The 26,158-nt window shown below is 60.0% G+C and carries 28 protein-coding genes, 1 tRNA gene and 5 pseudogenes; 7 read left to right on the top strand and 27 right to left on the bottom strand.

Annotation, left to right across the window (positions count from 1 at the left end; all coding sequences use genetic code 11):
• Nucleotides 1–33 precede the first annotated feature (33 nt).
• On the top strand, nucleotides 34–1,032 hold the full coding sequence (locus HT737_RS00325) for an NAD(P)H-quinone oxidoreductase (RefSeq protein ID WP_182400914.1): 999 nt from the start codon (nucleotides 34–36) through the stop codon (nucleotides 1,030–1,032).
• Between the two features lie 109 nt (nucleotides 1,033–1,141).
• A pseudogene (locus tag HT737_RS00320) lies at nucleotides 1,142–2,087 on the top strand (alpha/beta hydrolase).
• On the opposite strand, the pseudogene HT737_RS00315 reads toward HT737_RS00320, so the two are convergent.
• Nucleotides 2,084–3,896: pseudogene (locus tag HT737_RS00315) on the bottom strand (ABC transporter ATP-binding protein). The pseudogenes HT737_RS00320 and HT737_RS00315 sit on opposite strands and share 4 nt — an antisense overlap.
• 203 nt (nucleotides 3,897–4,099) lie before the next feature.
• On the opposite strand from HT737_RS00315, the gene HT737_RS00310 reads away from it, so the two are divergent.
• Nucleotides 4,100–4,513: a VOC family protein gene (locus HT737_RS00310; RefSeq protein WP_095668827.1), complete on the top strand. Its 414-nt coding sequence runs from the start codon at nucleotides 4,100–4,102 to the stop codon at nucleotides 4,511–4,513.
• A gap of 57 nt (nucleotides 4,514–4,570) precedes the next feature.
• Here HT737_RS00310 and HT737_RS00305 read toward each other — a convergent pair whose 3' ends face one another.
• Nucleotides 4,571–4,900 carry a hypothetical protein gene (locus tag HT737_RS00305; protein WP_007961262.1) on the bottom strand — a complete coding sequence of 110 codons (330 nt, stop codon included), beginning with the start codon at nucleotides 4,898–4,900 and terminating at the stop codon, nucleotides 4,571–4,573.
• 166 nt (nucleotides 4,901–5,066) lie between these two features.
• On the opposite strand from HT737_RS00305, the pseudogene HT737_RS00300 reads away from it, so the two are divergent.
• A pseudogene (locus HT737_RS00300) lies at nucleotides 5,067–5,343 on the top strand (hypothetical protein).
• A 70-nt stretch (nucleotides 5,344–5,413) separates the two neighbouring features.
• Nucleotides 5,414–5,617 (top strand): hypothetical protein, encoded by a 204-nt coding sequence (locus tag HT737_RS00295; protein ID WP_182400935.1) that lies wholly within the window; start codon nucleotides 5,414–5,416, stop codon nucleotides 5,615–5,617.
• Between the two features lie 100 nt (nucleotides 5,618–5,717).
• Here HT737_RS00295 and HT737_RS00290 read toward each other — a convergent pair.
• Nucleotides 5,718–5,836 (bottom strand) — tRNA-Ser (locus HT737_RS00290).
• A 126-nt stretch (nucleotides 5,837–5,962) separates the two neighbouring features.
• Here HT737_RS00290 and HT737_RS00285 point away from each other — a divergent pair.
• On the top strand, nucleotides 5,963–6,172 hold the full coding sequence (locus tag HT737_RS00285; protein WP_025110061.1) for a hypothetical protein: 210 nt from the start codon (nucleotides 5,963–5,965) through the stop codon (nucleotides 6,170–6,172).
• Nucleotides 6,173–6,251: 79 nt separating this feature from the next.
• Nucleotides 6,252–6,632 carry a hypothetical protein gene (locus HT737_RS00280; protein ID WP_182400912.1) on the top strand — a complete coding sequence of 127 codons (381 nt, stop codon included), beginning with the start codon at nucleotides 6,252–6,254 and terminating at the stop codon, nucleotides 6,630–6,632.
• Nucleotides 6,633–6,638: 6 nt separating this feature from the next.
• Here HT737_RS00280 and HT737_RS00275 read toward each other — a convergent pair whose 3' ends face one another.
• The 24 genes and pseudogenes from HT737_RS00275 to HT737_RS00160 all read right to left on the bottom strand — a co-directional run bounded on the left by HT737_RS00275 (nucleotide 6,639) and on the right by HT737_RS00160 (nucleotide 26,148).
• A complete protein-coding gene (locus HT737_RS00275) occupies nucleotides 6,639–7,157 on the bottom strand; it encodes a lysis system i-spanin subunit Rz (RefSeq protein ID WP_182400911.1) in 519 nt (172 codons plus the stop codon).
• A pseudogene (locus HT737_RS00270) lies at nucleotides 7,157–7,578 on the bottom strand (cell wall hydrolase). The gene HT737_RS00275 and the pseudogene HT737_RS00270 overlap by 1 nt, the downstream one beginning before the upstream one ends.
• Nucleotides 7,579–7,650: 72 nt before the next feature.
• Entirely contained in the window at nucleotides 7,651–8,070 is a 420-nt protein-coding gene (locus tag HT737_RS00265; RefSeq protein WP_220459268.1) for a tail fiber assembly protein, read from the bottom strand.
• Nucleotides 8,070–9,251: a hypothetical protein gene (locus HT737_RS31570; protein WP_306287120.1), complete on the bottom strand. Its 1,182-nt coding sequence runs from the start codon at nucleotides 9,249–9,251 to the stop codon at nucleotides 8,070–8,072. Before HT737_RS31570 ends, HT737_RS00265 begins: the two co-directional genes overlap by 1 nt.
• A 26-nt stretch (nucleotides 9,252–9,277) precedes the next feature.
• Nucleotides 9,278–9,940, bottom strand: coding sequence for a hypothetical protein (locus HT737_RS00255; protein WP_121184008.1), 663 nt, complete (start codon nucleotides 9,938–9,940; stop codon nucleotides 9,278–9,280).
• Nucleotides 9,937–10,293: a hypothetical protein gene (locus tag HT737_RS00250; protein WP_182400907.1), complete on the bottom strand. Its 357-nt coding sequence runs from the start codon at nucleotides 10,291–10,293 to the stop codon at nucleotides 9,937–9,939. The genes HT737_RS00255 and HT737_RS00250 overlap by 4 nt, the downstream gene beginning before the upstream one ends.
• A gap of 3 nt (nucleotides 10,294–10,296) precedes the next feature.
• Nucleotides 10,297–13,860, bottom strand: a pseudogene (locus tag HT737_RS00245) (host specificity protein J).
• A gap of 58 nt (nucleotides 13,861–13,918) precedes the next feature.
• The gene (locus tag HT737_RS00240) at nucleotides 13,919–14,527 is read right to left on the bottom strand and encodes a tail assembly protein (RefSeq protein WP_122843581.1); all 609 of its coding nucleotides are present in this window, start codon (nucleotides 14,525–14,527) and stop codon (nucleotides 13,919–13,921) included.
• A 42-nt stretch (nucleotides 14,528–14,569) separates the two neighbouring features.
• The gene (locus HT737_RS00235; RefSeq protein ID WP_182400905.1) at nucleotides 14,570–14,992 is read right to left on the bottom strand and encodes a hypothetical protein; all 423 of its coding nucleotides are present in this window, start codon (nucleotides 14,990–14,992) and stop codon (nucleotides 14,570–14,572) included.
• 11 nt (nucleotides 14,993–15,003) lie between these two features.
• Nucleotides 15,004–15,285: an outer membrane protein assembly factor BamE gene (bamE, locus tag HT737_RS00230; RefSeq protein ID WP_306287119.1), complete on the bottom strand. Its 282-nt coding sequence runs from the start codon at nucleotides 15,283–15,285 to the stop codon at nucleotides 15,004–15,006.
• A 407-nt stretch (nucleotides 15,286–15,692) separates the two neighbouring features.
• Nucleotides 15,693–15,899 (bottom strand): hypothetical protein, encoded by a 207-nt coding sequence (locus HT737_RS00225; RefSeq protein WP_182400901.1) that lies wholly within the window; start codon nucleotides 15,897–15,899, stop codon nucleotides 15,693–15,695.
• Nucleotides 15,900–15,924: 25 nt separating this feature from the next.
• Entirely contained in the window at nucleotides 15,925–16,689 is a 765-nt protein-coding gene (locus HT737_RS00220) for a C40 family peptidase (protein ID WP_182400899.1), read from the bottom strand.
• 1 nt (nucleotide 16,690) lies between these two features.
• A complete protein-coding gene (locus tag HT737_RS00215) occupies nucleotides 16,691–17,440 on the bottom strand; it encodes a phage minor tail protein L (protein ID WP_182400897.1) in 750 nt (249 codons plus the stop codon).
• Nucleotides 17,441–17,449: 9 nt separating this feature from the next.
• Nucleotides 17,450–17,788 carry a phage tail protein gene (locus HT737_RS00210; protein WP_182400894.1) on the bottom strand — a complete coding sequence of 113 codons (339 nt, stop codon included), beginning with the start codon at nucleotides 17,786–17,788 and terminating at the stop codon, nucleotides 17,450–17,452.
• Nucleotides 17,788–21,114 carry a phage tail tape measure protein gene (locus HT737_RS00205; protein WP_182400892.1) on the bottom strand — a complete coding sequence of 1,109 codons (3,327 nt, stop codon included), beginning with the start codon at nucleotides 21,112–21,114 and terminating at the stop codon, nucleotides 17,788–17,790. The genes HT737_RS00210 and HT737_RS00205 overlap by 1 nt, the downstream gene beginning before the upstream one ends.
• On the bottom strand, nucleotides 21,111–21,383 hold the full coding sequence (locus HT737_RS00200; protein WP_122607095.1) for a DUF1799 domain-containing protein: 273 nt from the start codon (nucleotides 21,381–21,383) through the stop codon (nucleotides 21,111–21,113). The genes HT737_RS00205 and HT737_RS00200 overlap by 4 nt, the downstream gene beginning before the upstream one ends.
• A 44-nt stretch (nucleotides 21,384–21,427) precedes the next feature.
• Nucleotides 21,428–21,808 carry a phage tail assembly chaperone gene (locus HT737_RS00195; protein WP_182400890.1) on the bottom strand — a complete coding sequence of 127 codons (381 nt, stop codon included), beginning with the start codon at nucleotides 21,806–21,808 and terminating at the stop codon, nucleotides 21,428–21,430.
• Between the two features lie 9 nt (nucleotides 21,809–21,817).
• Complete coding sequence (locus HT737_RS00190) at nucleotides 21,818–22,474, bottom strand: phage tail protein (protein ID WP_182400888.1); 657 nt, start codon at nucleotides 22,472–22,474, stop codon at nucleotides 21,818–21,820.
• Nucleotides 22,475–22,544: 70 nt separating this feature from the next.
• A complete protein-coding gene (locus HT737_RS00185) occupies nucleotides 22,545–22,961 on the bottom strand; it encodes a phage tail terminator-like protein (protein ID WP_182400886.1) in 417 nt (138 codons plus the stop codon).
• Nucleotides 22,958–23,611, bottom strand: a complete 654-nt coding sequence (locus tag HT737_RS00180; protein WP_182400884.1) for a hypothetical protein — start codon at nucleotides 23,609–23,611, stop codon at nucleotides 22,958–22,960. Before HT737_RS00180 ends, HT737_RS00185 begins: the two co-directional genes overlap by 4 nt.
• Nucleotides 23,608–23,976, bottom strand: coding sequence for a hypothetical protein (locus tag HT737_RS00175; RefSeq protein WP_182400882.1), 369 nt, complete (start codon nucleotides 23,974–23,976; stop codon nucleotides 23,608–23,610). Before HT737_RS00175 ends, HT737_RS00180 begins: the two co-directional genes overlap by 4 nt.
• A 16-nt stretch (nucleotides 23,977–23,992) precedes the next feature.
• Complete coding sequence (locus tag HT737_RS00170) at nucleotides 23,993–24,496, bottom strand: DnaT-like ssDNA-binding protein (protein WP_182400880.1); 504 nt, start codon at nucleotides 24,494–24,496, stop codon at nucleotides 23,993–23,995.
• Between the two features lie 56 nt (nucleotides 24,497–24,552).
• Nucleotides 24,553–25,128, bottom strand: coding sequence for a hypothetical protein (locus HT737_RS00165; RefSeq protein WP_182400878.1), 576 nt, complete (start codon nucleotides 25,126–25,128; stop codon nucleotides 24,553–24,555).
• A 51-nt stretch (nucleotides 25,129–25,179) separates the two neighbouring features.
• Nucleotides 25,180–26,148: a major capsid protein gene (locus tag HT737_RS00160; RefSeq protein WP_182400876.1), complete on the bottom strand. Its 969-nt coding sequence runs from the start codon at nucleotides 26,146–26,148 to the stop codon at nucleotides 25,180–25,182.
• Nucleotides 26,149–26,158: the final 10 nt, after the last annotated feature.

The following is a 26,158-nucleotide window of genomic DNA, read 5'->3' as shown; positions in this document are numbered from 1 at the left end:
CCATCTTCAGAACCTCAAGCAACAGGAATCGACATGACCTTGCCCAGCGAAATGACCCGTATCGAAATCACTCAACCTGGTGGCCCCGAAGTGTTGCAAGCCAAGCGTGTGCCCCTGCCCGTCGCCGCAGCCGGCGAAGTGCTGATTCGCGTGCATGCCGCCGGGATCAACCGCCCCGACGCCCTGCAACGGGCAGGCAAGTACCCGATGAAGCCGGGCATGAATCCGATTCCCGGTCTGGAAGTGGCCGGCGAAGTGGTGGCGCTGGGTGCGGGGGTCAGTCAGTTTGCCGTGGGGGACAAGGTTTGCGCGCTGACCAACGGCGGCGGTTACGCTGAATACTGCACGGTGCCGGCCGGGCAAACCTTGCCGATCCCCGAAGGTCTGGACTGGGTGCAGGCCGCCGCGATTCCCGAAACGTTCTTTACCGTATGGGCCAACCTGTTCGGTCTCGGCAACGCCCAACGTGGTCAGCGCGTGCTGGTCCACGGTGGCACCAGCGGCATCGGTACCACCGCACTGATGCTGTGCCGTGAATTCGGCATCGAAGCCTTCGCCACCGCCGGCAGTGCCGATAAATGCGCGGCAATCAGCAAACTGGGTGGGCAACCGATCAATTATCGCGAGCAGGATTTCGCCACGGTCATCGCCGAAAAAACTGCAGGCCAAGGGGTGAACGCGATTCTCGACATCATGGGCGCCTCGTACCTCAACGGTAATGTCAGCGCACTGGCGATGGATGGCCGATTGGTGATGCTCGGCTTTCTCGGCGGCGGCAAGGCCAACGACATCGACCTGCTGGCGATCATGGCCAAACGGGCAGTGATCACCGGTTCGCTGCTGCGTGCGCGAACCACAGAGGAAAAGGCCGAGATTGCCGGGCAACTGCGCGAACATGTTTGGCCAGCGCTGGCCGCCGGGCGCTGCCTGCCGATCATCGACAAGGTCTACTCGCTGCACGAGGCGGCCCAGGCGCATACACGCATGGAAGGTGGCGACCATATCGGCAAAATCGTCCTGCGGGTGGACTGAGCTGCAGCATCTTGTAATTGTTGCGAGGAGACGGTGGTCGAAAAACTCACGCGCAGATCAAGGCATCTGGTAAAAAGCCTTCTTTGTCTGCGCCGTGGTGAACCGTTTAATGTTTCTGTCCTTCATGACGCGTTTGCGTCGTCGCCGTCTGGCGTTCGCCTGCATGGCTGCGCTGATCATTGGCGTACCGACGAGTTGTGCGGTGCTCGAGCACACCGAGCGCAAGCTGCTGTTTCGGCATCGAACCGGGCACGGCCGGCTGGTATCACGGCTTGCCGGGCAGCGTGCAGGAACTCGACCTGCAGCCCAGGAGCTTCAAGGCCGGGGAGAATATTCATGCCTGGTGGTGGCCGGCGGAAAAAGCCAATGCACCGGCCATTCTTTATCTGCATGGCGTGCGCTGGAACCTCACCGGGCAGCTGTTCCGCATCGAACAATTGCGCGCGGCCGGCTACTCGGTACTGGCCATCGACTACCGCGGTTTCGGTCAGAGCAAGGGCGATCTGCCTTCGGAAAGCAGCGTGTACGAAGACGCCCGTGTGGCGTGGGAGCGCTTCAAACTGCTGCAGCCCGACCCGAGCAAGCGCCTGATCTACGGTCACTCGCTAGGCGGTGCCGTGGCCATTGATCTGGCGGCAGAGCTCGGCCAGGACGCCGCGCGGGACCATGCACCGCTACCGGTCAAGGGTCTGGTGATCGAGTCGACCTTCACCTCCCTCGCCGATGTGGCCGCCGCCGTGGCCAACACCTCGCTACCGGTGCGCTGGCTGCTGTCGCAGAAATTCGACTCCATCGACAAGATCGCCGAGATTCACATGCCGCTGTTGGTAGTGCACGGCATGGCCGACGCGTTCGTGCCGCCACGCTTCAGCGAGCAACTGTTCAACGCCGCCCGACAACCGAAACGACTGCTGCTGGTGCCAGGCGCGACCCACAACAACAGCATGGCACTGGGCGGACAGAATTATCGCAAGGCGATCGATGCGCTGATGCAATCAAAACCCGCGCCGCGCGTGGCCGGCCCGGCAATGGCCCGCAACGCACAGGACTCCTAACGATAGCCGCGAGCCTGCAGATCGAACAATTTGGCGTAGCGTCCATTGGCGGCAATCAGGCTGTCGTGACCGCCCTGCTCCAGTATCCGTCCGGCCTCCAGCACAATGATCTGATCGGCGTTGCGCACACTGGAAAAAGCGATGGGAAATCAGCAGGGTCATGCGACCTTCGGTGTGCTGGCTGAAATGCTCGAACACTGCCGCTTCCGCTGCCGGATCCAGGGCCGAGGTCGGCTCGTCGAGAATCAGGATATCGGCATCGCGGCGCATGTAGGCCCGGGACAAGGCAATCTTCTGCCATTGCCCACCCGACAACTCCTGACCACCAGCAAACCAGCGGCCCAACTGTGTGGCGTAGCCGCGGTCGAGCCCTTCAATGAACGGCGCGGCCATGCCTTCGGTAGCCGCAGACTTCCAGCGTGATTCTTCATTGAACGCCAGAGTATCGCCAACGCCAATGTTTTCACCCACGGTGAACTGATAGCGGATGTAGTCCTGGAAAATCACGCCGATGCGTCGGCGCAAAGTGGTTTCTTCCCAATCCTGCAAGTCACTGCCATCAAGCAGGATGCGCCCTTGATCCGGCCGATACAGGCGGGTCAGCAGTTTGATCAGGGTGGTCTTGCCTGAACCGTTCTCCCCCACCAGCGCCACGCTCCTGCCCGGCACCAGGTGCAGGTCAATGCCTTCCAGTGCCGCGCGAATGGCGCCTGGATAGCGAAAACCGACGTTTTCAAAGCGCAGGCCATCGCCCGGATGCGCGCCGACGGTGAGATGACCGGAATCGGCCAGCACCGGTTCAGCCAGGTATTCGTAAAGGTTCGACAGGTACAAACCGTCTTCATACAAGCCGCTGATTGCGCTCAGACTGCTACTGACCGCGCTTTGCCCCTGCTTGAATAACACCAGGTACATGGTCATTTGGCCGAGACTGATATTGCCGTGCACGGCATCGATCACCACCCACGCATAGGCCAGGTAGAACGCCCCGGTGCCGAGCAAGCCGAGACCAAAACCCCAGCCATCGCGACGCAAGGTCAGGCGCCGATCCTCGGCATAGAGCTTGGCGAACGTGTCCCGATAACGCTGCAGCAGCAACGGTGCAAAGCCGAACAACTTGACCTCTTTGATATAGGCCTCGTGGGACAGCAAGGTTTCGATGTAATTTTGCTGCCGACTTTCCGGGGCCCGGCGGGTAAACAAGCGGAAAGCATCGCCGGAAAAATGTGCCTCGGCAAAGAATACCGGCAACGCGCCGATCACCAGCAACAGCAGTGCCCACGGCGAAAAGTGCACCAGCAGCACACCAAAGCTGATCAGCATGATCAGGTTCTGGATCAGCCCCAGCGACTTCATCACCAACGCCAGCGGTCGAGTCGAGGCTTCGCGGCGCACGCGCACCAGCTTGTCGTAGAACTCGGAGTTCTCGAACTGCACCAGCGACAGGGTCTGGGCCTTTTCCAGAATCAGCGTGTTGACCTTCTGCCCCAGTTGCACCCGCAGCAGCGACTGCTGGACCGACAATGCCCGTTGCGTGCCGGACAACAACGCCAACACCCCCGCCTCCAGCAGGACATAACGCAACACCGGCCACAGCGGGGCAGCGCCCTGCTGCGCGTGCAACTGCATCGCCGTCACCACCGCATCGACAATACGCTGCCCCAGCCACGCGGCCAGCGCCGGCAGCACGCCGGCAATCAGGGTCGCCAGCACCAGCCCCAGAAACAATCCGCGTGATGTCGCCCAAACCAATAGCAAGGCGCGCCGGGCCTGATCGAACAGGGCGTTGAAGCGGGAAATCAAAGGCATGGCAGATCAAGCTCGACAGGTCGTACAGGGTGTCATGGTACTCCGCAGGGTTTGTCCGTGCTGAAACCCGGTGTTTTCAGAAGAAAAACATCTGGAAAAACTCCGGCCGTTGCGACGTCCAATGCTCTGCTATGTTTTTAACCGCCTTTCGCGGAACCTGGCGAAAATCGCCTCTCTCCGCGCCTACTGCCAGGAGCGCAACCATGCGAATCAATCCCTATCTGATCTTCAACGGCAACTGCCGCGAAGCCTTCACTTTTTACGAACAAGCCTTGCAGGGCAAACTCGAAGCGATGATGACTTTCGGCGAAACACCCGCTGCCGAACACGTACCGAAAGAGCACCACAACCTGGTCATCCATACCTGCCTGAAAGTCGGCGATCAGATGATCATGGCCTCCGACACCACGCCCGACCGGCCAACCGGCGGCATGAGCGGTTGCTCGATCTCCCTCAACGTCGACAGCATTGCCGAAGCCGAGCGAGTGTTTAATGCGCTGGCCAAGGACGGTCGTGTCGACATGCCGCTGGAGGCGACGTTCTGGGCCGCCCGGTTCGGCATGCTGGTCGATCGCTTTGGAGTCTCCTGGATGGTCAATTGCGAGAGCGACAAGTGACGCCGACGTTTCGTCAGGCATGAAAAAGCCCAACCGTTTCAGGTTGGGCTTTTGGGTTTATCGCTGGGCCAGTTCATGCCGCACACATTGTTCGTAATAAGTCTGCTTGACTGCCGCCGGCTTGAGCTTCGAGGTGCTGTTGTAGGTCTGCTCGGTAATGCCCATCGCCGTCATGCGCATCCACGGTTGCTGGAACTTGCGCACCTGCAACTGCTTGCGTGCGCCATACAACGAGATCCCCGACAGCTTCGACTGCTGCGCCCCGGCGGCGATGTCCGAGCCCCAGGTACAGGCAAACCGATGACTCTTGCTCAACTCCCTCGCTTCAATGGCCGAAGCAAAGGCAGCCAGGGAAAGCGTTGCAACGGTTATGACAATCGTCCGCATATAGCCAACCTAACCTTTTGAAAAAAGGCGATTTTGCCGAGGAAGCTCAGACCTGGGGGCCAGCAAATTGCCGCATGGCGCGCAAAGCCAGCCGTTCGTCCAATGAGCAGCACCTTGGCGAGCCTGGTGCCTCCAATGCGGTACACCCCCCAACAAGGCCGCAAAAATGGACAACAAGATTGCAACCCTGATGCTTGCAAGCCTGATGCTGGCTGGCTCTGCCTTGACGCTGGCAACCGAGAAAGCAGGATCAGCCGCACCGCCCACGGCCATCCCAGGCGTCAATCAATCCAGCAACACATCTGAATCAAACGAAGAAAAAGCCAACAAGAAAGGTGAAGAAGCCTCAGGCTCGAACTCGGGCGCAGAATCGAAAGAAAACCGAGAAAGACGCGGCAACCTCCAGCGACTCGGAAGATATTCAGCGCAAGCCAAAGCAGTAACCACTGGATTGACCGACAGCGAACGCCGATCATGCTGGGCATCGCCAATCCCCTGCAGATGAATGAAAGTATGCCTAGCAAAGAAGCGCAAACCCGGGCACCCGCGACCGCCGCTGACATCGAACGCTCGATCCAGGCCCTGAACAAAATGGCGGAACGTTTATGGGGCGATGGCCGAGAGTCAGAAGCAAAGGCACTTCTGGATGCACTGGATGCATTGAACCGGGCGCTGGACCGGATCAGGATTGGTGAGAGCCGTAGGGTTCTGCATTGAGGCGTGGCTTTTTGGCTGCGCACAGCATAGTCGTCCCGCAAAACTCACGCGCATGAAAAAGGCCAATGTCATTAACATTGGCCTAAGTCATTGAAATATATGGTCGGGACGGAGTGATTCGAACACTCGACCCCTAGCACCCCATGCTGGGGCCTGAAGAACCATAACATATTGATTTTAAAAGGATATACCTTATTAAACTGGTTGCAAAACATCCAGTTTTTTGTGCTTATGCAAACGGAAACACGCGGCCTCCAGAGGAGGTTTTGCGCACCATCTCCACGGCGTTCTGCCGTAAGAATAATTACCCCTGCTACGCTGGTTTCGTCTACGGAGGAAACCAAAATGCCAAATTCCGATCTGCTCCCTTCCCTGCTCTTCAAGATCAACGAAAACCAGCTCGCCCTCGAAGCCGCCATCATGGAACTGTCCAACTGGGTCGAGCAGCGCGGGTCGGCAGATGTCGCCGAGAATGTCCGCGGCGCACTCTGGACGATCGACAAGAACGAGGAGTTCATCAAGATGACCCTGGCGGTTTTGATGGCGCCCGACTGACAGCTCGTCGCCTCACCCTCGCCCGTCCGCAGCGCCTCGATTACTGTATATCCAAACAGTAAATAGCAAGGCGCCTCCCGTGGAACTCTCCGATATCGAAAACACCGACGACTGGCTCGGCTGCCCCACGCCGCTCGAAACCTGCCGGCATCAGCTCGCACTCTACGAAAATGAGTTTCAGGAACTGAACCTGCAATTGCGCCAAGCCAGGGAACGGATATTCAAGCTGGTCGAGATGCACGCTGAGATCAGCAAGGAGTGCGACACCCTACGGTCACAGCTGACCGCAGCCAAGGCTGAAGCCGCGGAAGCGAACAGTCGTGCCAGCGACATCGAAACTCGCAGCAACTGGGAACTGATGGCGAAGAATAGGCACATCAGCGAACTGAACGCGGAGGTCTTGGCTTTACAGGGTAAGAGCGTATTTCAAAAATCACCTGCCCCAATACCGCGTGACTGAGCGCGTTTATTCGACACGCGGCAGAGTTAACGTCCGGATATAGGCTTGGCACGCCTGCAGCGCGATCAGCCCCCGGTCGCCGGTATCGGTGATGGCGATAATTCGTTGAGCATGCGCTGGGTCAAGTCGGGCTCGTACGGCTGCATGATCCACGCCGCCGGCGCCGGCGGTGGCTTGCACACCGCAGCCTTTGGCAGCATCGGTTGCGTCGAGGAGGACTGACAGCCGCAGATCAGAAGTGGCAAGGCGATCGCGCAGGCGATCTTGGTCACGTTGGGCATCGGTCATTTTCCTGAAGTGGGTTTGCTCGCTGGCCGCCAGCCGCTGCTCGAGCGCCAGACGCTTGTCCTGCTCGGCCTGCTGTGCAGTGGCCGCGGCCTGGGTCAGTTGATTGAGGGTTTCGGCGTGCTGCTGGGACTGCTCGGCCAACTGGTTGCCGTAGCGCCAGTCCTGAAACTGCCAGGCGCTGCCGGCGCCGAGCAGCACCAGCGCCACCACGCCCACCGTTTTCCACGGAACGACCATCACGGCACATCCTTGAAGAAGACGTGTCCGCCCAACTTGAGCGTCTGCTTGGCCTTCGCCGCCCAGGCCGGGGCCTTGATGCTGGTGGCGTAGTAATGCGTGGCCCCTCCGGTAGGATCAGGCACCTTCCCGTCGATCACCTGGTCTGCCGCAATCCGACATTGCGCCAGTTCGCGGAACGGGATTTCCTTCACGCCGATCAGGAACTGATAGTTCGGGTCGGTCTTGTTCCAACAGCTGAACTGGTACGCTTCTGGCAGACGCCGGCGTAGCCCTCGCCCCACCACGAATTGGTCTTGCCGTCGAACACGCGGTTGCGGATCGTCCACGCCACGGCGATCTGGCCGGCGGTTCCCTCGCCGCGGGCTTCGCCCCACAGCGTGCGGGCGAGGATGTCGCGGTCTTTCTCAGTTACAGGCATCAGTTTTCTCCAGACAAAAAAATACCCGCTCGATGGCGGGCTCTTCGGGGTGACTACCTAAAACGGCTCGGTCTAAGCGCGAGCGACCGTTGTTTCATCGTTATAGAGCGCCGGCTGTTCTGGCCAAGTCGGCGCCGTCGGCCAGATCGGTTGACCGGTCACGCGGCCGAGAAACACCCGGTACTTTTTCCACTCGGCCAGCATTGCCACTCGATGGGGCTTCTCTTCAACCTCCTCCGGCAAAGCGTAATCGCCGTCAATGGCGTCGTTGATTGCATCGACTCGACCCTGCAGGGCAGTGACCTGGGCAGTCGCAAGGCGTGTCCGCGCATTGAGATCGGCCGTCGTTTCGCGCAGCAGATCTTGAGCGGCAATTGCGGCTATCAACGACTGGGGAATTTCCTCGACAAGGCTTTCACCTTCAGCCAAGTCGGCATCAGTAAACCCCTCTCCGACCGCGCGCCAGCCGTAGCTTGTGATTGCGTAAGGCATCATCTGTCCATCCCATAGCCGGTAATATCGATTGAAAGCGATCCGCCGGTACCAGAGTTGAAGTACCAGAGGTTCCCCGAGTCGTCCAGGGTTGTGTCACAGGACACTTTCCCACCCGGCTCCGCCCCAACCATGGTTACGTTGAAGTTTCCGGGCGCGAGGTTCGCCACGGGGGTGCCGTTGTTGTTCATGCTCAAGCGGACGCTTTTTGTAACGTTGATTGGAACGATGGCCGAGGTAACAACTATGGTTGGAGCAGTTGCCGCTCCATTGGAAAGAACCCGGTACGGCGCTGCGATCAGGTTGTCTCGATAGTTGATCATCCCGTCGTTGCCAGCAGTAAATCCAAGAACCCCGCCATTGGTGCTCGAACGAAAAGCCCCGATGAAGCGGCGGGTTGTATCTCCCGCTTTCGTTCTGGCGGAGCCCATATACGGCGCCGCCGGAGCGGTCGTGACCAGTTCAATAGCAGCAGCGCCAGAGTTCTCATACAGATACGCGTAATACCAAACCGATGCAGGAAGTGCCAATCCGCTCAGGGTGATATCTGCGGAAACCGTAACTCGTCGGCCGAGGCCCGGGATGTAGGCGGTACCGCTGGAGAAGGTGAGAGAGGTCGGGGCCGGCCTTGAGGGAATCAATCCAGCGATCAACGCGGTGAGGCTCGACGTATCTTCTTTGGAGGCCTGCAATTTACCGAGGGCCGCCAGCACGCTGTCGGTCGCGACAACCGGTGTCCTCACTGTCAAATCAAGTCCGGTCAGCGTTGTTCCGCGAACACCTGCAGCGGTCATGTATTTGTTGGTCAGCCCCTCTGGCAGTCCGTCGGTATTGGTCAGATTCAGCGAGTTGCGCACGCCAGCCTGCGTAGGAATTTCTCCCAGTACAGCCATCACCCCGCCGAATTGATTGACCAGCGCCCGCAGTGCATCTGCCGAGTCTTTGACATAGCCCTGCATCGGAGCCAAAGCATAAGCGCCGGATGAATTGGTTGCCCCCAGATAGTTTGGCGAGATAGCGAGCGAGGTCTCGCTCGGGATGTTGATGACTTCGTACCAACCGCCATCAGGCCCGCGGAAGGCGTCACCGACCCGGCCGTTAGAAAAGAACGCCGTATTGGTACCGGTCACGACGTTGGAGTTTTGGACGACAGAAACCGTCCCGGCTTTGTACCAGGGCATTGAATTTCTCCAGAAGAAGTTGAGGCTCAGGCCAGCAATTTGGCGCAGAGAAATGGGCGATGGCCCTGATCGGTCCAGGCTGTAAAGGCGAGGCTGTACATCATGATGCGGCCGCCAGCGTAATCGACTCCAAGAGCGCAACCGCCACCGGTACCGTCGTTGTGGCAGTTCATCGTGAAAGGATTGAGGGATACGTACTCACCTACCCCGAGGCTCTTGTTGATACCCCATAAATACCGGCGCCCCACACTGAGCTGCTCGGTTCCGAGATAGGTCCAGTTGCCGGCGGCGAATGTCACAACCACCGCCGGAGCGCCACTGTCGTAAACGAGCGCGCCAGCGCCATCCCACAGCCGCATCCCGTACGCAGCGGTGCCCATCGAAGCCCAAGCCGCCACGAAGTACTGCCCGCTGAGGGTTTCATTCACCCGAGAGGCGTTCATGGCAAAACCCGTCCAGTTTCCTGGCCCTCCCGTGAACCATACCGAAATGGGAACCTGAATCGCGCCGCCCTGATCGGGACGAATGAACACCATTGGCGGGTCTTGGCTGGTCACCGCCCTAGCAAACGTTCCTGATGCGGTTGCAACGCCGGAATAGGTGCCTTTGGTGAGAAGACAAAGCCTTGGTGCCTCCGAATCAATTTGAACAAACGAGTTGTCATTGATGCTCTGAAAGCCGTAACTCATGTCCCGTACCTGATTGCGTAGCCTTTGGCGACGATCCTCGTCTGAATTGTTGAAGCGCCGGCTGAAGGGTTTTTGGGCCGTACCACTACTTGCCCCACCGCCGTCGTGACGTATGGATAGGACTTTGCGTTGCCTGACCCATCTGTTTCAGATGACTGCACATCCTGCGCCCTCGTCGGGATGATCATGAACACGCAATTGGCAGGGTTGAAACCGGGAATGTTCAGCGTGTAGCTGGGCGTGGTACCGCTGAAATCAATCACGCCCTGCCACAGCACCTGATAGGTGAAGCTGTTGGTGTCCATGGCGAGCTGACCGCTCTCGTCAAACACACGAAGGCCAAATAGAGCCATTGATCACCCCAAATAGCCGAGACGAACGCGCAGCACGTTGTTGGCGTCATAAACCGAGACGTTCAGTGAATTGATCACCAGTCGCCCCTGTCCCGGGACAATGCCATTGATCTCAAGCGTTCCGTCTTTATTGAGAATCCAGCCTTGCTGGCCGGCGATGTAGTTGGTTGAGCTGATATAACTGCCGATCTTGGCGTTGGTGATCGTTCCGTCGGCGATAAACGCCGAGTTCATGAACACCTGGCCGCCCTGCACTGCAAAAGGCACCGAGATTGCGCCACCGGCAATCGTGTTGACGATGGCGAACCGGTCAGCACTCACCAGGAACTGGCTTTGCAGGCCGGCCCCCGTGTTTTCGATGCCAAGGCCAATACCCGCCGCGACATACTTGCCGTCCTGTGTGACCTGCATCTTCACCGACCACATCGTCGACAGCTTGCCACTGGTATCCGCGTACGCGGTCGAGGTTTCCTGAATGGCAGCAGTGTTCTCGCCGACCTTCACGTTCACCTGTGTAATCGCCTGCGCAGTGGCTTCCTTGTCAGTGGCAACCGTTTTCCGGAGATCAATGACACTGGCTTCGTTCTCGCCAACCTTGGAATCAAGAGTGGTGAGCTTTTGTGCGCTGGCCAGGTTCTCCGATGCCCTCACCCGTTCTTCGGTTGCAATGGATGCGGTACTGCTCCAGCCCTTCAACGCATCAGCCAGTTCGCCCTCACCATTATCATCACGAAAAGATGCGCGCAGCGCCTGAAAGGCAGTCGCCTGTGCCGTAACAACGCCGTCGAGTTCGGTGATTTCGGCAGTATTGGTCGCGACCTGCTGGGCAAGTCCGTTGGCGGTTTCCACGGTTTGACCCACGTCGAGCCAGTAGAGCGGATTCGGTGGCGGCATATTGACTGGTACCGGGCCGGTGGCCTGATAGATGCGTTTGCCCTGCACCACCAGGTCGTACTCTTCGTAGGTATCGTCGGGGTTGTAACCCTTCAGCCCGTCGAGTGCGTCGATCTGAGCCTGTAGCCCGGGAATCTTGTCGATTTCGTCGAGTAGATCCTGGCCCAGTTCCGTGCGGCCGATCTCGCCGGCGATCATCTCCAAAATTGCCGCCGCGTCCGCGCTCGACTGCCCCTGCACACCCATGCCGATCGGGTACCACGGCCCGATGTTGCCAATTTTGTCGACGATCCGGCCCCAGAAGTAGAACGTCACGCCAGCGCGTAGGCCGAGCATGGAGAAGTCACTCTGCGGATAAGCCAGGTCTGTCAGCTTCGTGGCCGCATCAAGCTGCGTCGTGGGTCCATACCAGATCTCTGTCCGCTGGCTGTCCTCAGCGCCAGCAGGGAAGCCCCATTTCAGATAGATGCCGAACAGTAGCGGCGTGGCCGTCAGATAACTCAGTGCCGGCGGCAGTCCCTGCTTACCCTTCAGGTTGGTCAGGATCGAGTTGCGCCATTGAGACGAAATATCGAACGCACTCACCGCGCGGACCCGCGCCACGTAGGCACCGGCGTAGATGCCGACCACGTCAATGTTGGTCATGCCGGTTCGCTGCAGCTTGATCCAGTTGCCGCTGTCCTTGCGCCACTCCACGTCATAGCCGACGGCGCCGTCCACAGCAGGCCAACTGATGGTCATGGTGGCCACGGCCAAACCCTGCACCACCGACGACGTCGACGTGAGGGAAACGCTTGCCGGCGCCGGAACCACGGTGATCGGGATCACGCTGATCGGCCGTTCTTCCAGACGAGCGCCCGTGTCGATGTGCGCGAACTTGCTCGGCTCGAACTGCAGCGCACTGATTTCGAAGTCGCCCTCGGTGGTGCGCTTGGTGCGCAGCACGCGATACAGCGGGATCGCCAGATCATCGGCGTCGAGCGCCCATTGCAGTTGCGCGACTGGTGGCTCGCTGTAAGCGACAGTCACCGTTACCGCGCGGCCGTTGACGCTCTGCACGGTGCGGCCCTCGGCGCGGCCGCCCGGCAGGTTGATGATCAACCGGTCGCCGGCCTTGGCCTGGGTATCGCGATCGAGCGTGACGACGCGGCCAGTAGCTGACGAGATCCGGCCGCCGACTTCGCGGCCCGCGAGCAAAGAATCAGCCACCGGGATGATGTGCCCCGGCAGCGGAATCACGCCCTCCATGCCGGTTTTGAACGACACGGTGCGGTCTTGGTTGTTGCTCAAGATCGCCCATTTGCCGCGGCGCTGGGCCTCGGAGGCGCGGGTACAGCCAATGGCACTCAGCTCGGTCGGCCGGTCGCCGTAGCGGCGCTGAAGGTCCAGGTCAGCGAACGGAATGACGTCGGTGTCGTAGTTGTTCGCCGGGTTGTCGTAGCTGACCAGCGCCCGCGTGTACCGGGTTTTCGCCGAGGCGCTACCGTACGAGAATTTGCCGTCGATGACGTTGGCCCGGGTGAAGACGTAGTCGAAATCCTGCGCGCGCGGCATGTCAGCCTGCATCACCAGCTGGCCCTGCGCCCAGTACGTCATGCCCCGGTAAATCGCCGAGATATCGCGCAGCAGCGACCAGGCGTCAGCCTTGCCCTGCAGGTTCATGTCGCAGAGGAACCGCGGTTCCTGACCGCCGAGGCCGTTCGGCACCAACTGGTCGCAATACTGAGCGATTCGGTACAGCTCCCACTTGTCGACCATGAACGGTTTGATGCGCTTGCCCAGGCCGAAACGGTCTTCGGTGCAGACGCCGTAGGTGATCCAAACCGGGTTATTGGTCCAGGCCGATTTCATCGAGCGTCCCACGTCCCGGTGTAGGTGCGCAGAATCGGGTCGTAGTTGCTCGGCACCATCCAGCGCCGGGCCTTGCACTTCACGGTCACCGCCGGAATGTTGGTGAACTGCTCGGCGTCGAACTCGATGTACAGCAGCGCGGTGTTTGGGTACCGCAACTTGGCGTCGATCACTTCGGTGTAACCGGCCACCAGCATGGTGTCGGCGACCTTGTTGCTGTTCTGGTTCGGCGTCAGGCGGCGCACGCGGATCTGCCAGCCCGTGGTGGCGGTCGGCAAATCGATGCGGCGCGAGCGCTCGTAGCGTGTGGTGGTCTTGCCGTCGACAGCGTCCACCAGCACCTGCTGATACGCGCCGCCGTCGGGTGGCCACATCGATGGCGTACTCGATCCGGTAACCGCCGACATTGCTTTCATCGTCCGACCGTTGCAGTGCCGGCCAAGCCAGGCGCATGCGCACCGCCGACAACTGGGTATTGCTGATCGAGCGAACCCACGGTGCCTCGCTGCGCAGCTCAATGTTCAGCGAGGTCTCGTTCTCCACGGACGGGATGCCGGGGATATAGGTCTGGTCCACCGAGCCAGGGCGCCAGTCCCACTTTACGTTAGGGAAGTTGTAGTTGCCGCTGGCATCGCGGATCGGCGTGTTGTCCAAGTAGATGTCGTAGTCGGTCGGGATGCTGTCGAACTCCCCCTCGCCCACAGCGATCAGCAGTTTCGCCAGGTTGGTCGAGCGCAGGCTGTCGCTGGCTTCTACCGGCGATTTCGGCTTACTGCTGCCGCCCTTCTCGCCGTGGATCTCGATCTGTTGCGCTGCGCCCATGCTTTCCTCCAGGCATAAAAAAACCGCCTCATGGGCGGTCGGTCTGTTGCTGTCCTGCTTAGACTTTGTCTTCAGCCAGGATCGAGGCCGAGATGATCATTCCACCCCACCGGCGCTCGCCGATGCAGATCGGTACCGGGTTGCCGCTGGCCGTGGTGTTCTTGGCGCTGCCGAAGGCGTAGGACGGGGAGTTTTCTGGGGATGCGCTTTGCTTCAGGCCTGAGGCTTGGGGGCTGAGCATTTGGATGACGCCGCCGATCGCCATCGACGCGCCGGCCGCATACAAAAACGGCGATGCGGCTGCAAACGGAGTAAACGACAGTACGTAGGCAGCGGCGATCATCACCGTGCCGATGATGGTCTGCAGTCCACCGGCGCGCTTGCTCCCAGCAATCACCGGAACAATGCGAATTTCGCGTGTACCGCCGAGATCGAATCCATCCATCCCGATGTTTGCGCGATTTCGAAAGATCGCAAACTTCAGCCCAAGGCGCTCCAGCCGTTTAATTTCTTCAGCGAAACCGTCGATGGTTGCATTGAGCGCGCGGAACACTTCCACGGCGGATCCGCCGTCGAGAAGGAATTGCTTGCTTCGAAAAAACTTCTTGGCGAGCGAACCGGACAGCATCACTTTCGTCATCGGCGTGTAGGTAATTGCTGAGCACATGCCATTCTCCAGGCAATAAAAAACCGCCCGGAGGCGGTCTGTTCAGAGGGTCGTGGGCAGCATGTCGATCTGCCCATCGCCCCCGGTGAAAACTCGGTATTTCTTGACCGCTCCGTTTTTCACGATCGCTTCCCGCTCCACTCGCGCAGCCCCCATCGAGCAGATGCCAGAGCCGGTGTAAGCCGCGCCGACTGAAACCGAATCCGGCGGCAGGTAGAACGATGCTTTCTGACCCGGCTCGAGCTTGGCGGCCTGTTTGCCGTCGATAAAAACCGCCATCGCGCAAAGGCTCCCGGTCTGCCCAGAGTCACGGATCACTTGCAGTGTCCCATATGCCCCTGTTGGCTTGGCCTGGTATGCCGAAAGCTGACTAGCCGGCGCCTGCTTGGCCTCACTGGAAGGCGTTGGCGAAGTCGCACATCCCGCCAACAGCGCTAACGCCAGCGCTCCTACGATCAATTTCATGAAGGTCACTCCTATTTAAAGCTGGCTGGGATGGTTGGCACTTCGACAACCTTACCGTCGACCATTCTGAATGAGATCACACGACTCGCCCCGGTCATGCCGTTCGCATGACTCCAGACCCACATTTGACCATCGGCCCGAGAAACCACGGAGTACGGTGGCCCCATAATCTGAGTTACCTCTTCCTCGGTCATTCCGACCTTCACTTTTCTGGCTTCGTCGTACGAAAAATTCGTCCCGGCGCAGCCTGAAATCGAAAACGCCAATACAGCAGCGGCGGCGAACTTGATCATCCTCATGGCTCGTCCTCATCCTGAAAGCACGGACTTTAACACCGGATCCAGGCTGTACGAATCCCCAGTAACGCCCCGCCGACCTCCGATAGTAGCCTCTTGCCCCCACGCAACGGATTCCCCAGTCCTTTGCCTGCAAGCCCAAGGACTGGGATTGCGCCAATTTCGGCGCGTTTATGACCTGGAGGTCAGTGTGACAAACGAACAAAGACTCATCGACGTAATCAATTCTCATGGTGGCGATATAACGACGATCAGCTGCATTTTGGCCGGTTTAATCAGCCAGCTTCGAGCAGCTCAGGGGCCAGAAGGTATTGAAGCGGCACGCGTATTCGCGCTGGAAGTCGCGAAAACGATGCCGAGCACTGGGCCATCTCGTCCCGATACAAACCGAATTTCCGCAGTTTTTAATCAGCACAAATAGGGTCAAGGCTAAGCTGTTTTTCCAATCGAGCAAGCCGGCGCTCCAGCAGGTCGGCTTTCTCTTGCGCCTTTCCCGCAAAATCAGCCGGTAAAGAAATTCCGGCGGCAGAGACAATCATCTGACCTTTCAAGACTTCCGTTTCGTTAATGTAAGTTCGCCCTTCTTCATCGAATGCAAACGGCTGACTCATAAATCCCTCCTGCGGCTGCGCCGCGTTATGTGGTTGGTTGTGCATCTCTGTGCCTGAGAATCAGGCTTGTCCGGTCGAGCCAAGGCCCGCCGAAGACGATGACTTCGGATGGCCTTCCGTACAGGTGGTGCAGCAGAAACGGGCCAGGGCCGAACGTTGCCGCGTCTTCACCGGGTAGTGCCGGATCGGCGCCTAGGAAAATTCCGGCATGGTTTGGGTAAACCGTCCGCCCCACTTCCATCACGACCATGTCGCCGCGCTGCGGCTGGTCGACCCGATAGAAGCCGGCGGCCTCGTAGTTCGCCTCGTACAAGCTGGTGTTGTCCTTGCTTTCCCACCAGCCGTCAGCGCGCTTGAACGCTTCGAACTCAAGCCCCCACTCGCGCTTGTACCAGTCGGCACAGACCTGCCAGCAATCCCAGGCACCGTGGACGAATGGGCGCTTGAGCAGTGGTACTTCGCCGGATGGCATGACCGTTCTCAAATCCCCTTCCGGCCAGCTGATGATGTGCCATGGCATGGCTGTTGCCTCGCACATGGCCAGGTCACGCGGTGACGGCCGGCTGGTGGCGTCCGGATGCGAGTGCACCACGCCGATTACTTCACCGATGTCCTCAGCCTGGGCGTATTCCTCTGGATCGATCCGGAACTCTTCGCTCGGCTCGGTCGAAACGTTGCGGCACGGGTAGTACTGCTGCTTGCGACCGAAGCCCAGCAGCAGCCCGCAGCACTCTTTCGGATACTCGGCCGCCGCGTGTGCCTGGATCGCGTTGAGAATGTGTTTGCGCATATCAGCTCCGTGCAATCAGCGAAACAGCCGGGAAGCCACCGAACGGCAGTGGGTTGCCCTCGCCGAAGCGCGGGATGCAGCCCTTGCCCAGGGTGGCGTCGCACTCGTCCAGCTCAGGGTTGTCGGTGACGACGCCGTCCTTGGTCACGTACGGGCCGGTGTAGCCGCAGTTCGGTCCTCGGTAGCCGCCGGTAAGGCACCAGTGGCACAGGGTCGTGGCCTGCCGGCCGATGGACTCGTTACCGACGTCGCCCGGGCTGGCCAACTCCCAACTGACATTCTCCCCGTCCTCGTTCGTTTTCTGGTCGATGTACCAGACCTCGATCGTCTCCTGGGTCGGATCTGCCGATGGGTTGCCGGCCGGGAAATTCGCCGCGTCCAGGTACGTGCCCAGCGTGTGGCGCATCGTCAGCTTGAACTCGAGCAGATCTTCGAACGCCAGACAGAGCGCAGTGATTCGACCGTTGACGTTACCGACCGACAGCGTGGGCCGAACCGCCGTGCCGTCACCGTTCGCCTCGATGCCGTCGATCTGCATCGGCCAAGCGCTGTACTCGTTGCCTTGCCAGTAGATCGCCTTCGCCGGCAGCTGGTCCGCGTTGTCGCCAGCGGCGATCAACTCTGCCGGCGTATGCGGTATCGCGTGCCCATGGAAGCGCAGAACATCCGCTCCGTAGTCCGTGCCGTCCAATTCAAAGAGCAGCACTTCGCTGCCAGGTTCAAGCACCTGGATGTCACTGATCAGCGGCATGATTGCCCCTTATGGTTGGAATGCCCGCTCGAAAGTGGCAGTGAGTTTGAAGACCCCGCCGCCCATTGGTGTGGGAGCGGGATTTTTGCAGGTGAACAGCCCGAGCTCGCCGAGCGGTGTTGTCCAGAGAAACGCTTTCGCACCGGCGTGCCGGTCGAGAAACGCCATGATTTCCAAGACCTTGGCCTTCTGGCCGGCAAAAGTGATCGGGTAGGAGTCCTCCTTGTTGTTCGGGCCGTCGCCGACGTTCTGTGCATAGCCATTGCCGAACTTCGAGGTACGAACCCGATAGTTGATATCGGGTGTTTCCCCGCGCTCGGTTGGCCAGGTGAATCTTTCGATGGCCATCAGCCCCTCCCATTTGTAAGGCGCCAGATAGAACCGCCCGGCTGCAGCGCTCTGGCAATAGCAGTTTCAGCCTCGGTTTTCGCAGCCTGCTGGATGCTCTTGCCAAGCTGGTTGGTTGTCTCTTGCGAAACACCCGCCCCGTCGCTCCCGGATGTCTGCACCGAGACCGCTACCGGAAAGTTGTACGTGTTGCCGCCACCGCCGGACATTGCGGCCAGAGCAGGCCCGCCGCCGGTGGTCAACGGCGTGACGCTACCGCCGTTGGCACCAGTCATCAGAAACGACCGGCCGCCCTCGTTGTAGAGCTCCGGCCCCAGTTCGTTGACTTCGTACAGAGAGTTCGGCGCAACAGGCCCGCCAGCAGCCCGATATCCGGAGAGATCAAACCCTGTGTAGCCGGCCTGCGATGCTCCGAGATCTGAAGACACGGCACCGGCAGAACCAGCGGCCAATCCATTCCCGCCGCCGCCGAAGTAGGAGCCAGCTGCTGATGCAGCAATACCGAACAGAGCGCTGAGTCCTTGAGAAGTAGCCTGTCGAGTGGCGATCTTCGCCATATCCGCCAACACCGATTTGGTGAAGTCAGAAAACGAGAATTTGCCGTTGATGGCGAAACTGGCTACTGCGTCCTCTGCCGAGCTGAATGCATTAGTGAGCAGGCTTTTCGTCTGCCCCGCCGCATTCTGTGCGGACTCCAGATAGTTCTGCCATGCCGACGAGGCTCCGGCACTCCAGTCGCTCTGGGCTGCCGTCATCTCGTCGTAGTTGGCTTGAACCGTGTCGTGCAGGTCCTGCTGGGTTGCCCTCAGCGCCGCCAGCTTCTGCGTGTACTCGTCAAGGCTCATGCCGCGCGAGCCATCGCCGTACTGGTTCGCCAGATCCAGCTTCTGCTGATTGAAGCGATCGTCGATGCCGTTCTGCTGGCTCATCAGATCGCGCTGGCGATCTCCCAGGCCGATGCCCGCCGCCGCACGCTGTCCCTGCTCACGCAGAGTTTTGACTTGTTGCTGCAGCGCGCCGCTGTAGGTATTGACGGCCTCGGTCTGCTTCTTCAGCCGGCCTTCTTCGTTCTTCGCCAGCACGCTCAGTTCGGTGTCAGCGTCCTGCTGTACCTTGACCATGGCGGCCCGGGCGTCGGCTATTTTCTGGTCAAGCTGAATGCGCTGCGCAGCTGATGTACCTGCCTTGCCCTTCGCCGCTTCAAGCGCGGCGATCTCAGCCTCATATGCAGCAGTGACCTCATCACGCTCGTTGCCGATCATGGCCTCGCGCGCTTGCAGATAATCTGCCTGCGAGATCAGCCCGGCCTTCTGCGAAGCCTCCAAATCCTTTTGCGCATTTTTGTACTCGGCGAGCACGGCATTGAGCGCGTTTTTCGAATCGTTGAACCCGGATAGATTGACGCTGCCAGCGCCCGCCTTGGCATCTTTGTTTTGGTCGTCGATTGCCTTGCGCAACTGGTCGTAGGCGCCACCGGAAAACTTCTTCCCGTCAAACTGAACGCCATCCAGCAGCGCTGACTTCTGACCTGTCTTTTCCGCGTTCTGATAGAGCTTGGTGAACTGGTCGTCGAGCTTCTTGTACGCGTCCCGACGCTTCGCGAGCGGATTCAGGTTGTCCATCTGCTTATCCAGTTCCTTCTGGACAGCGATCAATTCCTTGTTCGCCCGCGTCTCCTCGCCGGTCGCGGCAGCATTGCTTTCGCTCGCCGATAGACGAGCCTTCAGCCCCGCAAGCTTGGCCTCCAGCGCCGGCGTCGAGTCGTCGTTCTCACCGTCGTTCAACCCCAGAAAGGAATTGAGCGAGCTCAGCCCGTTTGATATTGCACCTGTGACCCCGCCCCCTTTCCGGGTATCCAGCACGCGCTGGGTGATCTCAATTTGCTTTGCCAGATCAGGGAAAATCTCTGACCTGACTTCAGCATAGGCGCCCTTGATGGCCACCTTCACCCGATCCCAATCGCGTTCGATATCGGACAGGGATTCGCGGTAATGCTTCAAGCGCTCCTGGGCCGACTGATTGAGATTTTCACTCAGTGTGTCCAGCGCTCGCTGATGGTCTCCCTGATCATCAATCGCCTTGATCGTCTGGTACTGCTCGTAGGTGAGCAGCCCATACTGGTCGCTGATTTTCTCTGCGGCTTCTGTAGCGGTGTCACCGGCATTCGCGAGCGACTTGGCGATGTCTCCAGCGCCCTTCCCTGTCACCTCACCAATTGCTGCGGCGGCCTGAGCCAGGTTCTGCATTTGGACGCCGCTGGTGGCAGCGCCGGAAGCCAGTGCAATCACAGCCTCGCGAGCGCCCGCAAAGTTCTCAGTGATCGCCCCGGCGGTATCGGCCATAACCTTGAGGCTGGCAATGCTCTGACCGGCATCGTTCGATCCGCCGTTGATGGCGACGTTGAACTCGCGGGCCTGCTTCTGTGCGTCGATGTAAGCATAACCCAGCGCGCCGAGGACACCGGCCAGCAAGCCGGCGGGAATCAGTGCCGCGGCCAGGCTCTTGGCAGACGCGCCCGCACCGGCGCCCAACTGAGCAACAGCCCGCGCACCACTCCCCCAATCCCCGGACTGCAGGGCATTGGTCAGCTGCATCACGTTTTCTTGCGCCTGGCGGGTGCCGAGCTTCAGCTTGTCGAATGCAGTTTCTGTCGCGGTCAGGCCGTCACGGTCTTTGCCGATCTTCGCCAGCGCCTCACCGTAACGAGTCGCGTCGATCTGGCCGGCCTTGTACAGCTCGTTGAGCGCTTTCTCCTGCGCCTCCAGCTTTGCCAACTTCGCAGTGACCGGGTCGATGCCGTTGACCGTGCGCTTCAACGCTTCGATCTGACGGTTTTCAGCGTCGATCAGCCGCTGCTTCTGCGCCATCTCCTTGGCTTCGGCTTTCTCGATCCGCTCATACGCCTTGCCAAGCCGATCCTGATAGGACTCCTGCTGCTCGATGGTGACGAGACCAACCTTCCTGGCTCGCTCCAGCAAACCTTCAGCCTGGATCAGTTGCTCCATGCTGCCGATGTTGCCGGACATCGCCTTGTCGAGCTGGCTGATGATCGCGATTTCACTGGCCGCACTGGCGCCTGCTTTGCGGCTGGCATCGACCTGGCGCTCTTTGGCGCCCGTGGCCTTGTCGATGCCCTGAGCAGCCTCATTCTCGGCCTGACTGATCTTCTTGCCAGTGTTGGCCAGGCCTTCGCCCGACTTGCCGAGATCATCAATCGCTTTTTCAGCATCGCCCGCCGAATCAACCAGCTTGTCGAGATCGGCAGCGGCCTTGGATGCCGACGAGGAGTTCACCTCGATACCGAGGGACGCGAAGGTGGTGCTCATTTACTGTCCCTCTGTTCCGCCATCACCCGCAGGGCTTCGGCTTCCATGACGCGGATGTCTGGAAAGACGCCGGCGACCTCCGACCGGGTAAGCCCGAGGAAGCCGGCGACATGGCGAATTGACGTGTAATCGAGTCCGGTAGCGCCGCACGCGCCTGTACGCCACTGGGTGCCCATGGCCTCGAAGACCTTGAAGGCCTGCCAGACATCAGGCCAGACCTCACAGATCTCATCGGGTATGTCACGAAGAGAAAGGCCGAAGGCCGCCAGCGATTCGGCTGACGGCCCCGGCTCGTACAGCTTGCGGGAGACGCTTAGGAGTTTCCCAGGCGCGCCTTGCTGAACGCATCGGAATAAGCGGCCAGCACCGCGCCCGGCGTGGCGGCGATGGATTTGACCAGGATGCGCAGGTTTTCGTCGGTGAACTCTTCAGCGATGTCCCAGCCGGCGACAATCGCCTTCAGCTGCTCGACCTGCAGATCAATCAGCAAAGCCGTGAACTGCTCAATGCCGGCCTCTTCCGCTTTCTCCTTGAGCGCCTTGTGACGCTCACCCCACTCCGCGTAGAGCCCGGCCAGTTCGGTGCGATCGCGATATTTGAATTCGAACTCAACGCTGACCGGGTCACCACCAACCGTTGGCAGCATGACGACGTGGTTGAAGGTTGGATTCCGGGCGAGTGTGAACTTTGCCATGTGCGTTCCTTACGCCGAGGCGCTATAGCGGGTTGGACGGCCGGTCAGCGCGATGCTGATAACGCGGGTCATCAGGTTGTTGCGCGACATGGTCGGGGTCGAAGTGATCGAGACGTAGCCGTTGTAGATGATGCGGCTACCGCCCGGCAGGTTCAGGCGCAGAACGCGGGCCTGTTTGTCGTCGTCCGCGGCCTCGCAGACATCGACATAGGGCTGCGACGGATCGTCGGCGACCGTGATGGTCAGGGTGATCGGATTCTTGGTGGTCGGCATCTGGCGGTCATCATCGTCAGCCAGGAAGCCGAACGTCAGAAACTGCTGGTCGCCGCCGCTCGACCCGAGCTCGGTGATTTTCGAGATCTCGGTGAAGGTCGTTACCTCGCGGGCGGCACCGACGCCCGAGCCGGCCGGATACTGCTGAATGTTCGTGGTATTCACGCCATCGAGCGCAAAGGTGCCGCTGGCAATCTCGCCGACTTGCACGGCGCGGCCGTCCAGGCGGGTCCAGCCAGAGCTGAGGGCGATGATGTCGCCCTCGGCCAGGCCGTGCGCTGCGGCGGTGGCCACTGCCGGGTTGGCATTGGTCAGGGCGGTGAATGGGATTGCAGTGCCATAGGCGGAAGCAATTTCGAACGTTGCGCCGTTGGGCATTTGAATGCCGGCCATGAGGTTTTCCTCTCTTCAGAAATGACAAAACCCGCTCAATAGCGGGTTCTGGTTTTGCCCAATGGGCGGATTAGTTGGTGTCGGCGCGGTACGAGAACGAAACCGGAACGGTGTAGGTCGTGTCGTCGGGAATTCCAGGCCCCTGGTCAACCGGTGTCATGGTCACCACGGTCAACAAATTCTTCGTGTTGCGCTCGTACAGCGGAAACAGCGCGGCGATCTGGTCAGCCAGCGCGCCGGCCCCGCCGCGATACTTGCCCGCCGGCGTCACGATGCTGACTTGAAACACACCAGTGAACAGCTTGTGATCACCGCCGAGCGTGCCGCTTGCGGTGTCGCCCGGCAGAGTGAAAGCTCGCAGATAGGTGACGCCATTAGCGGGTTCATAGACCTCATTCTCGACGACGACCTTGATGGGTGTCGGCAAAGCCTTCGCCCAAGCGATCAGCCGGGCTTCGTAGATCGAAGCGATGATGTTATGGCTCATACCTGATTGTTCCTGATGGCTTCGTCGACGATCTGCTGGAATCGCGCGAGCGTGATACGCACCATGCCGCCCGGTGCCTGTTTGGAATGGCCGTACTCGAGCGGTACCGCGTATGGCAGGTTGTTGACGATGTACGCCGTCTGCCCGATGGTCAGTTGCTCGACCTGAAGCCTGAGCTTCGCCAGCGTGACGCCGCCGGCCGGATCGACCTGATCAAGTTCACCTTCAGCCGGCGTACCAATCGAGAATTGCCAGTTACCGCGGAATCGGCCGCCGACGTAATCCTTGCCAGCAACCAGTCCATTCACGCTGAAGTTCTGGTCGCGCTCGGTCTTTGTCAGCGGCTTGGCGTACTTCACGCCGCGCTTCAGCTTCCCGGCCTTGGTGAAATTGCTCTCATCGAGATTGATGAGTGTGTTGCGCACGGCGACTTTGAAATCGTAGTCATCGGCAGCGCGGGTGTTGGTCGCGCGATGCGCCACGTTCGCGGCCCAGATCTCGGGGTTGCCCACCGGTGACATGCGGATGACGCTGCTGCCGATCTCGATCACGATTTCGCGGAAGGTGGCGTCGAACCCGGCCTGGGCCTGCTCGGCGAACTGGCGAATGTTCTCGGCGAAACTGCCGTTGAGGCCAGAGTATTTGCTCACGACCGCACCTGCAGCTCATAAAGGATCGGTATTCCGGCGGGATTCACCTCTTTCAGCGGCGGCACGATGGACCAAGTACGCCCCTGAATGATCACCTTGTTCAGCAGGTCCGGTACCCAATCCAGCCCCTGCGCGGCGATTTTCAGTTTCTTGTCGCCCTGCTTGATGAGGCTGTTGCTCTGGAATTCCTGACCGGTGAAGTCAAGCAGGATGCCTTGGGCGGTCTGCTCGATGGTAGCGCCTAGCGATTCGCCGCCCGTCTCCGGGTCATACTCGCCCGGCTCCGTCTTGCTGATGGTCACGGGCTGGCCAAACTCTGTGATCATATCCAGAGCCATCACGGCCATTTCGTCGTAGAAGGCCATGTGGGCTCCGTTTCAGCTATGCGCGCACCGCGAACAGTCCGCGCTTCTGTAGGTAGTCAGCAAACTGCGTGGCACTTGGCCGATCCGGCGCCGCCGGCAACAGTCGGCCACTGGTGTTCGGGATCGCCGCGTACTCGCGTGTGACAGCGCCTTCGACACGCTCCAGCGTTACCGCGCCTTTGCGCTTCTCGATCGGGTCGACGTCGTCAGTGTGGATCTCGGCGGCCAAAGCCATCTGGCCGTACTGGATCCGCGCCGGCAGATAGTTGTCGGGCTTGATCTCGCGATCCAACTCAACACCGCGGCGTGGCCAGGATAGTGCCTGCTCGCTGTTGGACTTTCGCCCTTTCCACGTCATGCCGTCCATTGCCAGCGCGGCCCGGCGCAGCAGCGCTTCCTGCGCTGGCACCTCCGCCGGAATGGTCACGCCGAACTTCACGGCGTACATAGCCAGGTCTTCGGCGGATGCATAGCTTTCGGCGTCAGGTTTGCCAGTACCGTCCTCGATGATGAGAGTCATGAATCAGCTCGCTGTGGGGTTCTGGATCGAGTGCCACGTTACCGGGCACCCGGTTATTACGCCTGCTGCAGGTCAGCAACTGCTTTTTCCAGCGATTCTACCGAAGCATTCGCCCGATACGTCACGTTGGCGGCGTCGAGTTGCGCTTTGAGGTTCGCAATCTTCTCGGCATTGTCGACCGGCTCGGCTGCTGCCTTGAGGCGTGCGACTTCAGCGCGGAGTGATTCAACCTCACCCGCCAAGTTGTCACGTTCACCAGAGAGGGTTTCGAAACCCTCGTGAATCGCTTTCAGCGCACCGAACAAGCGGATTGGCAGTTCGCCGGCGCCCGGGTGTTCCAATTCAGTCAGACCTTCGGCGGCGTCGATCAGCGGCTCGATGCCATCGCGCTCCGCATTCAACTTATCGATCAGCTCCTGCAGCGCAGCGTGATCACCACTATCGGCGATAAGCAACACCGGTGCCGGCTCAACCTGCCGTACCGTAACCTCCGGCACATCATCAGCCTCACCCTCGCGACTTTCGGTGATGCTCGCGTCGATGATGCGCAGGCCGTGTTCCTTCGCTAGCGTCTTCACGTCTTCCCGGTACTGGTGAAACGGTCCGGGCAGATACCAGATTTTGTTGCTCATGATTGCATCTCCGCCAAGCCGGGCACACGTCCCGGCTTGGACATCGCTGTGTTATTTGGAGGCGTCACCGATCAGAGCCACACCGGCGGTGTGCTTGATGCTGGTGGCGGTCTTGTCCCAGTTGGTACCGGTCGCCAGCTCAGCGTCGGTTGGCGATTTGCCGCCGGTGGTGGTATCCCAGGTGTAGCCCTTCAGGCCCAAGCCGAAGGTGTAATCGGTTTGCAGCGTGGTCTCGATGCGCTCCTTGCCGTTGGTGGTCTGGACGTTGCTGATGATGTCGCGGCCGTCGTGGACCAGTGCAGCGCCCTGCACCAAGGACAGAATGATTTCCTTGTTCGGGGTGCCGGTCTGCATCAGCGCAGGGGCATCCGTCACAACGGAGATCTTGCCGAGGATGTCCACCACGCGAACGTTGCCTGCCTGGAACAGCTGCTGCTGGTTCGCCAGGTTCTGGCCGACCAACTTGTGGTAGCTGGTTCCCTGCATCACTTGGGTGACCAAGTTCTGACTGGCGTCGCCGAATTTCGCATGCGCGTTGTTCAGGCCGGCGTAGCTGATACCTGCGGTAGCCGACACATCGTTGACTGCTGCCGCTTGGGCGGTGATCGCTGCAACCAATGCCGCAATCGCAGTGTTCAACTGGTCCTTCAGCAGGATTTCAGCGAACGCGCGGCTCGCGACTTCGATACCTTGTGCGGTTGGGCGCTCCAGCCAGGTCATTTGCGATGGCTCATAGCGGATCGGACCAAAGCCGCCGGCGACCTTCACCGAAGTGTTCTTCAGTTCGGTCAGGTCGGTTGCAGCAACGGCGGCGTTGGCGCTGTAGCGGTCCACGCGGCGCTGAGCAGCAGCCAGGGTCTGGAAGAACGACTCTTGGAGGAAGTCGCCAGTGAAGCCGTCTGGTGACAGCACGATAGCGCCGCGGCTCGCAGCGTTGAAAGCGGCCAGGTACTGATCCAGCGTCTCGAGAGTCGCAGGCATGATGTACTGGTTGAAGACCTGCATTTGCGACAGGGACATGAGTTATTTC

Origin of the sequence: Pseudomonas sp. MD195_PC81_125 (assembly GCF_014060985.1) — a bacterium.
GTDB lineage: Bacteria > Pseudomonadota > Gammaproteobacteria > Pseudomonadales > Pseudomonadaceae > Aquipseudomonas > Aquipseudomonas parakoreensis.
Note: the sequence above shows the minus strand (reverse complement) of the source record. Positions and strands in the feature narration are given on the sequence as shown.

Excerpts from the sequence above, each read along its gene's own strand:
- HT737_RS00265 (WP_220459268.1), bottom strand. The coding sequence starts at position 8,070 with ATGCCTTACGCAATCACAAGCTACGGCTGGCGCGCGGTCGGAGAGGGG.
- bamE (WP_306287119.1), bottom strand. The coding sequence starts at position 15,285 with ATGATCAAGTTCGCCGCCGCTGCTGTATTGGCGTTTTCGATTTCAGGC.
- HT737_RS00310 (WP_095668827.1), top strand. The coding sequence starts at position 4,100 with ATGCGAATCAATCCCTATCTGATCTTCAACGGCAACTGCCGCGAAGCC.
- HT737_RS00160 (WP_182400876.1), bottom strand. The coding sequence starts at position 26,148 with ATGTCCCTGTCGCAAATGCAGGTCTTCAACCAGTACATCATGCCTGCG.
- HT737_RS00240 (WP_122843581.1), bottom strand. The coding sequence starts at position 14,527 with ATGTGCTCAGCAATTACCTACACGCCGATGACGAAAGTGATGCTGTCC.
- HT737_RS00215 (WP_182400897.1), bottom strand. The coding sequence starts at position 17,440 with ATGCCGCTGATCAGTGACATCCAGGTGCTTGAACCTGGCAGCGAAGTG.
- HT737_RS00170 (WP_182400880.1), bottom strand. The coding sequence starts at position 24,496 with ATGACTCTCATCATCGAGGACGGTACTGGCAAACCTGACGCCGAAAGC.
- HT737_RS00250 (WP_182400907.1), bottom strand. The coding sequence starts at position 10,293 with ATGGCTCTATTTGGCCTTCGTGTGTTTGACGAGAGCGGTCAGCTCGCC.
- HT737_RS00225 (WP_182400901.1), bottom strand. The coding sequence starts at position 15,899 with ATGAGTCAGCCGTTTGCATTCGATGAAGAAGGGCGAACTTACATTAAC.
- HT737_RS00220 (WP_182400899.1), bottom strand. The coding sequence starts at position 16,689 with ATGCGCAAACACATTCTCAACGCGATCCAGGCACACGCGGCGGCCGAG.
- HT737_RS00255 (WP_121184008.1), bottom strand. The coding sequence starts at position 9,940 with ATGAGTTACGGCTTTCAGAGCATCAATGACAACTCGTTTGTTCAAATT.
- HT737_RS00295 (WP_182400935.1), top strand. The coding sequence starts at position 5,414 with ATGCCTAGCAAAGAAGCGCAAACCCGGGCACCCGCGACCGCCGCTGAC.
- HT737_RS00205 (WP_182400892.1), bottom strand. The coding sequence starts at position 21,114 with ATGAGCACCACCTTCGCGTCCCTCGGTATCGAGGTGAACTCCTCGTCG.
- HT737_RS00185 (WP_182400886.1), bottom strand. The coding sequence starts at position 22,961 with ATGAGCCATAACATCATCGCTTCGATCTACGAAGCCCGGCTGATCGCT.
- HT737_RS31570 (WP_306287120.1), bottom strand. The coding sequence starts at position 9,251 with ATGCCCTGGTACAAAGCCGGGACGGTTTCTGTCGTCCAAAACTCCAAC.
- HT737_RS00275 (WP_182400911.1), bottom strand. The coding sequence starts at position 7,157 with ATGGTCGTTCCGTGGAAAACGGTGGGCGTGGTGGCGCTGGTGCTGCTC.
- HT737_RS00235 (WP_182400905.1), bottom strand. The coding sequence starts at position 14,992 with ATGAAATTGATCGTAGGAGCGCTGGCGTTAGCGCTGTTGGCGGGATGT.
- HT737_RS00285 (WP_025110061.1), top strand. The coding sequence starts at position 5,963 with ATGCCAAATTCCGATCTGCTCCCTTCCCTGCTCTTCAAGATCAACGAA.
- HT737_RS00305 (WP_007961262.1), bottom strand. The coding sequence starts at position 4,900 with ATGCGGACGATTGTCATAACCGTTGCAACGCTTTCCCTGGCTGCCTTT.
- HT737_RS00195 (WP_182400890.1), bottom strand. The coding sequence starts at position 21,808 with ATGGCAAAGTTCACACTCGCCCGGAATCCAACCTTCAACCACGTCGTC.
- HT737_RS00190 (WP_182400888.1), bottom strand. The coding sequence starts at position 22,474 with ATGGCCGGCATTCAAATGCCCAACGGCGCAACGTTCGAAATTGCTTCC.
- HT737_RS00210 (WP_182400894.1), bottom strand. The coding sequence starts at position 17,788 with ATGGCCATCGAAAGATTCACCTGGCCAACCGAGCGCGGGGAAACACCC.
- HT737_RS00175 (WP_182400882.1), bottom strand. The coding sequence starts at position 23,976 with ATGGCCTTCTACGACGAAATGGCCGTGATGGCTCTGGATATGATCACA.
- HT737_RS00325 (WP_182400914.1), top strand. The coding sequence starts at position 34 with ATGACCTTGCCCAGCGAAATGACCCGTATCGAAATCACTCAACCTGGT.
- HT737_RS00165 (WP_182400878.1), bottom strand. The coding sequence starts at position 25,128 with ATGAGCAACAAAATCTGGTATCTGCCCGGACCGTTTCACCAGTACCGG.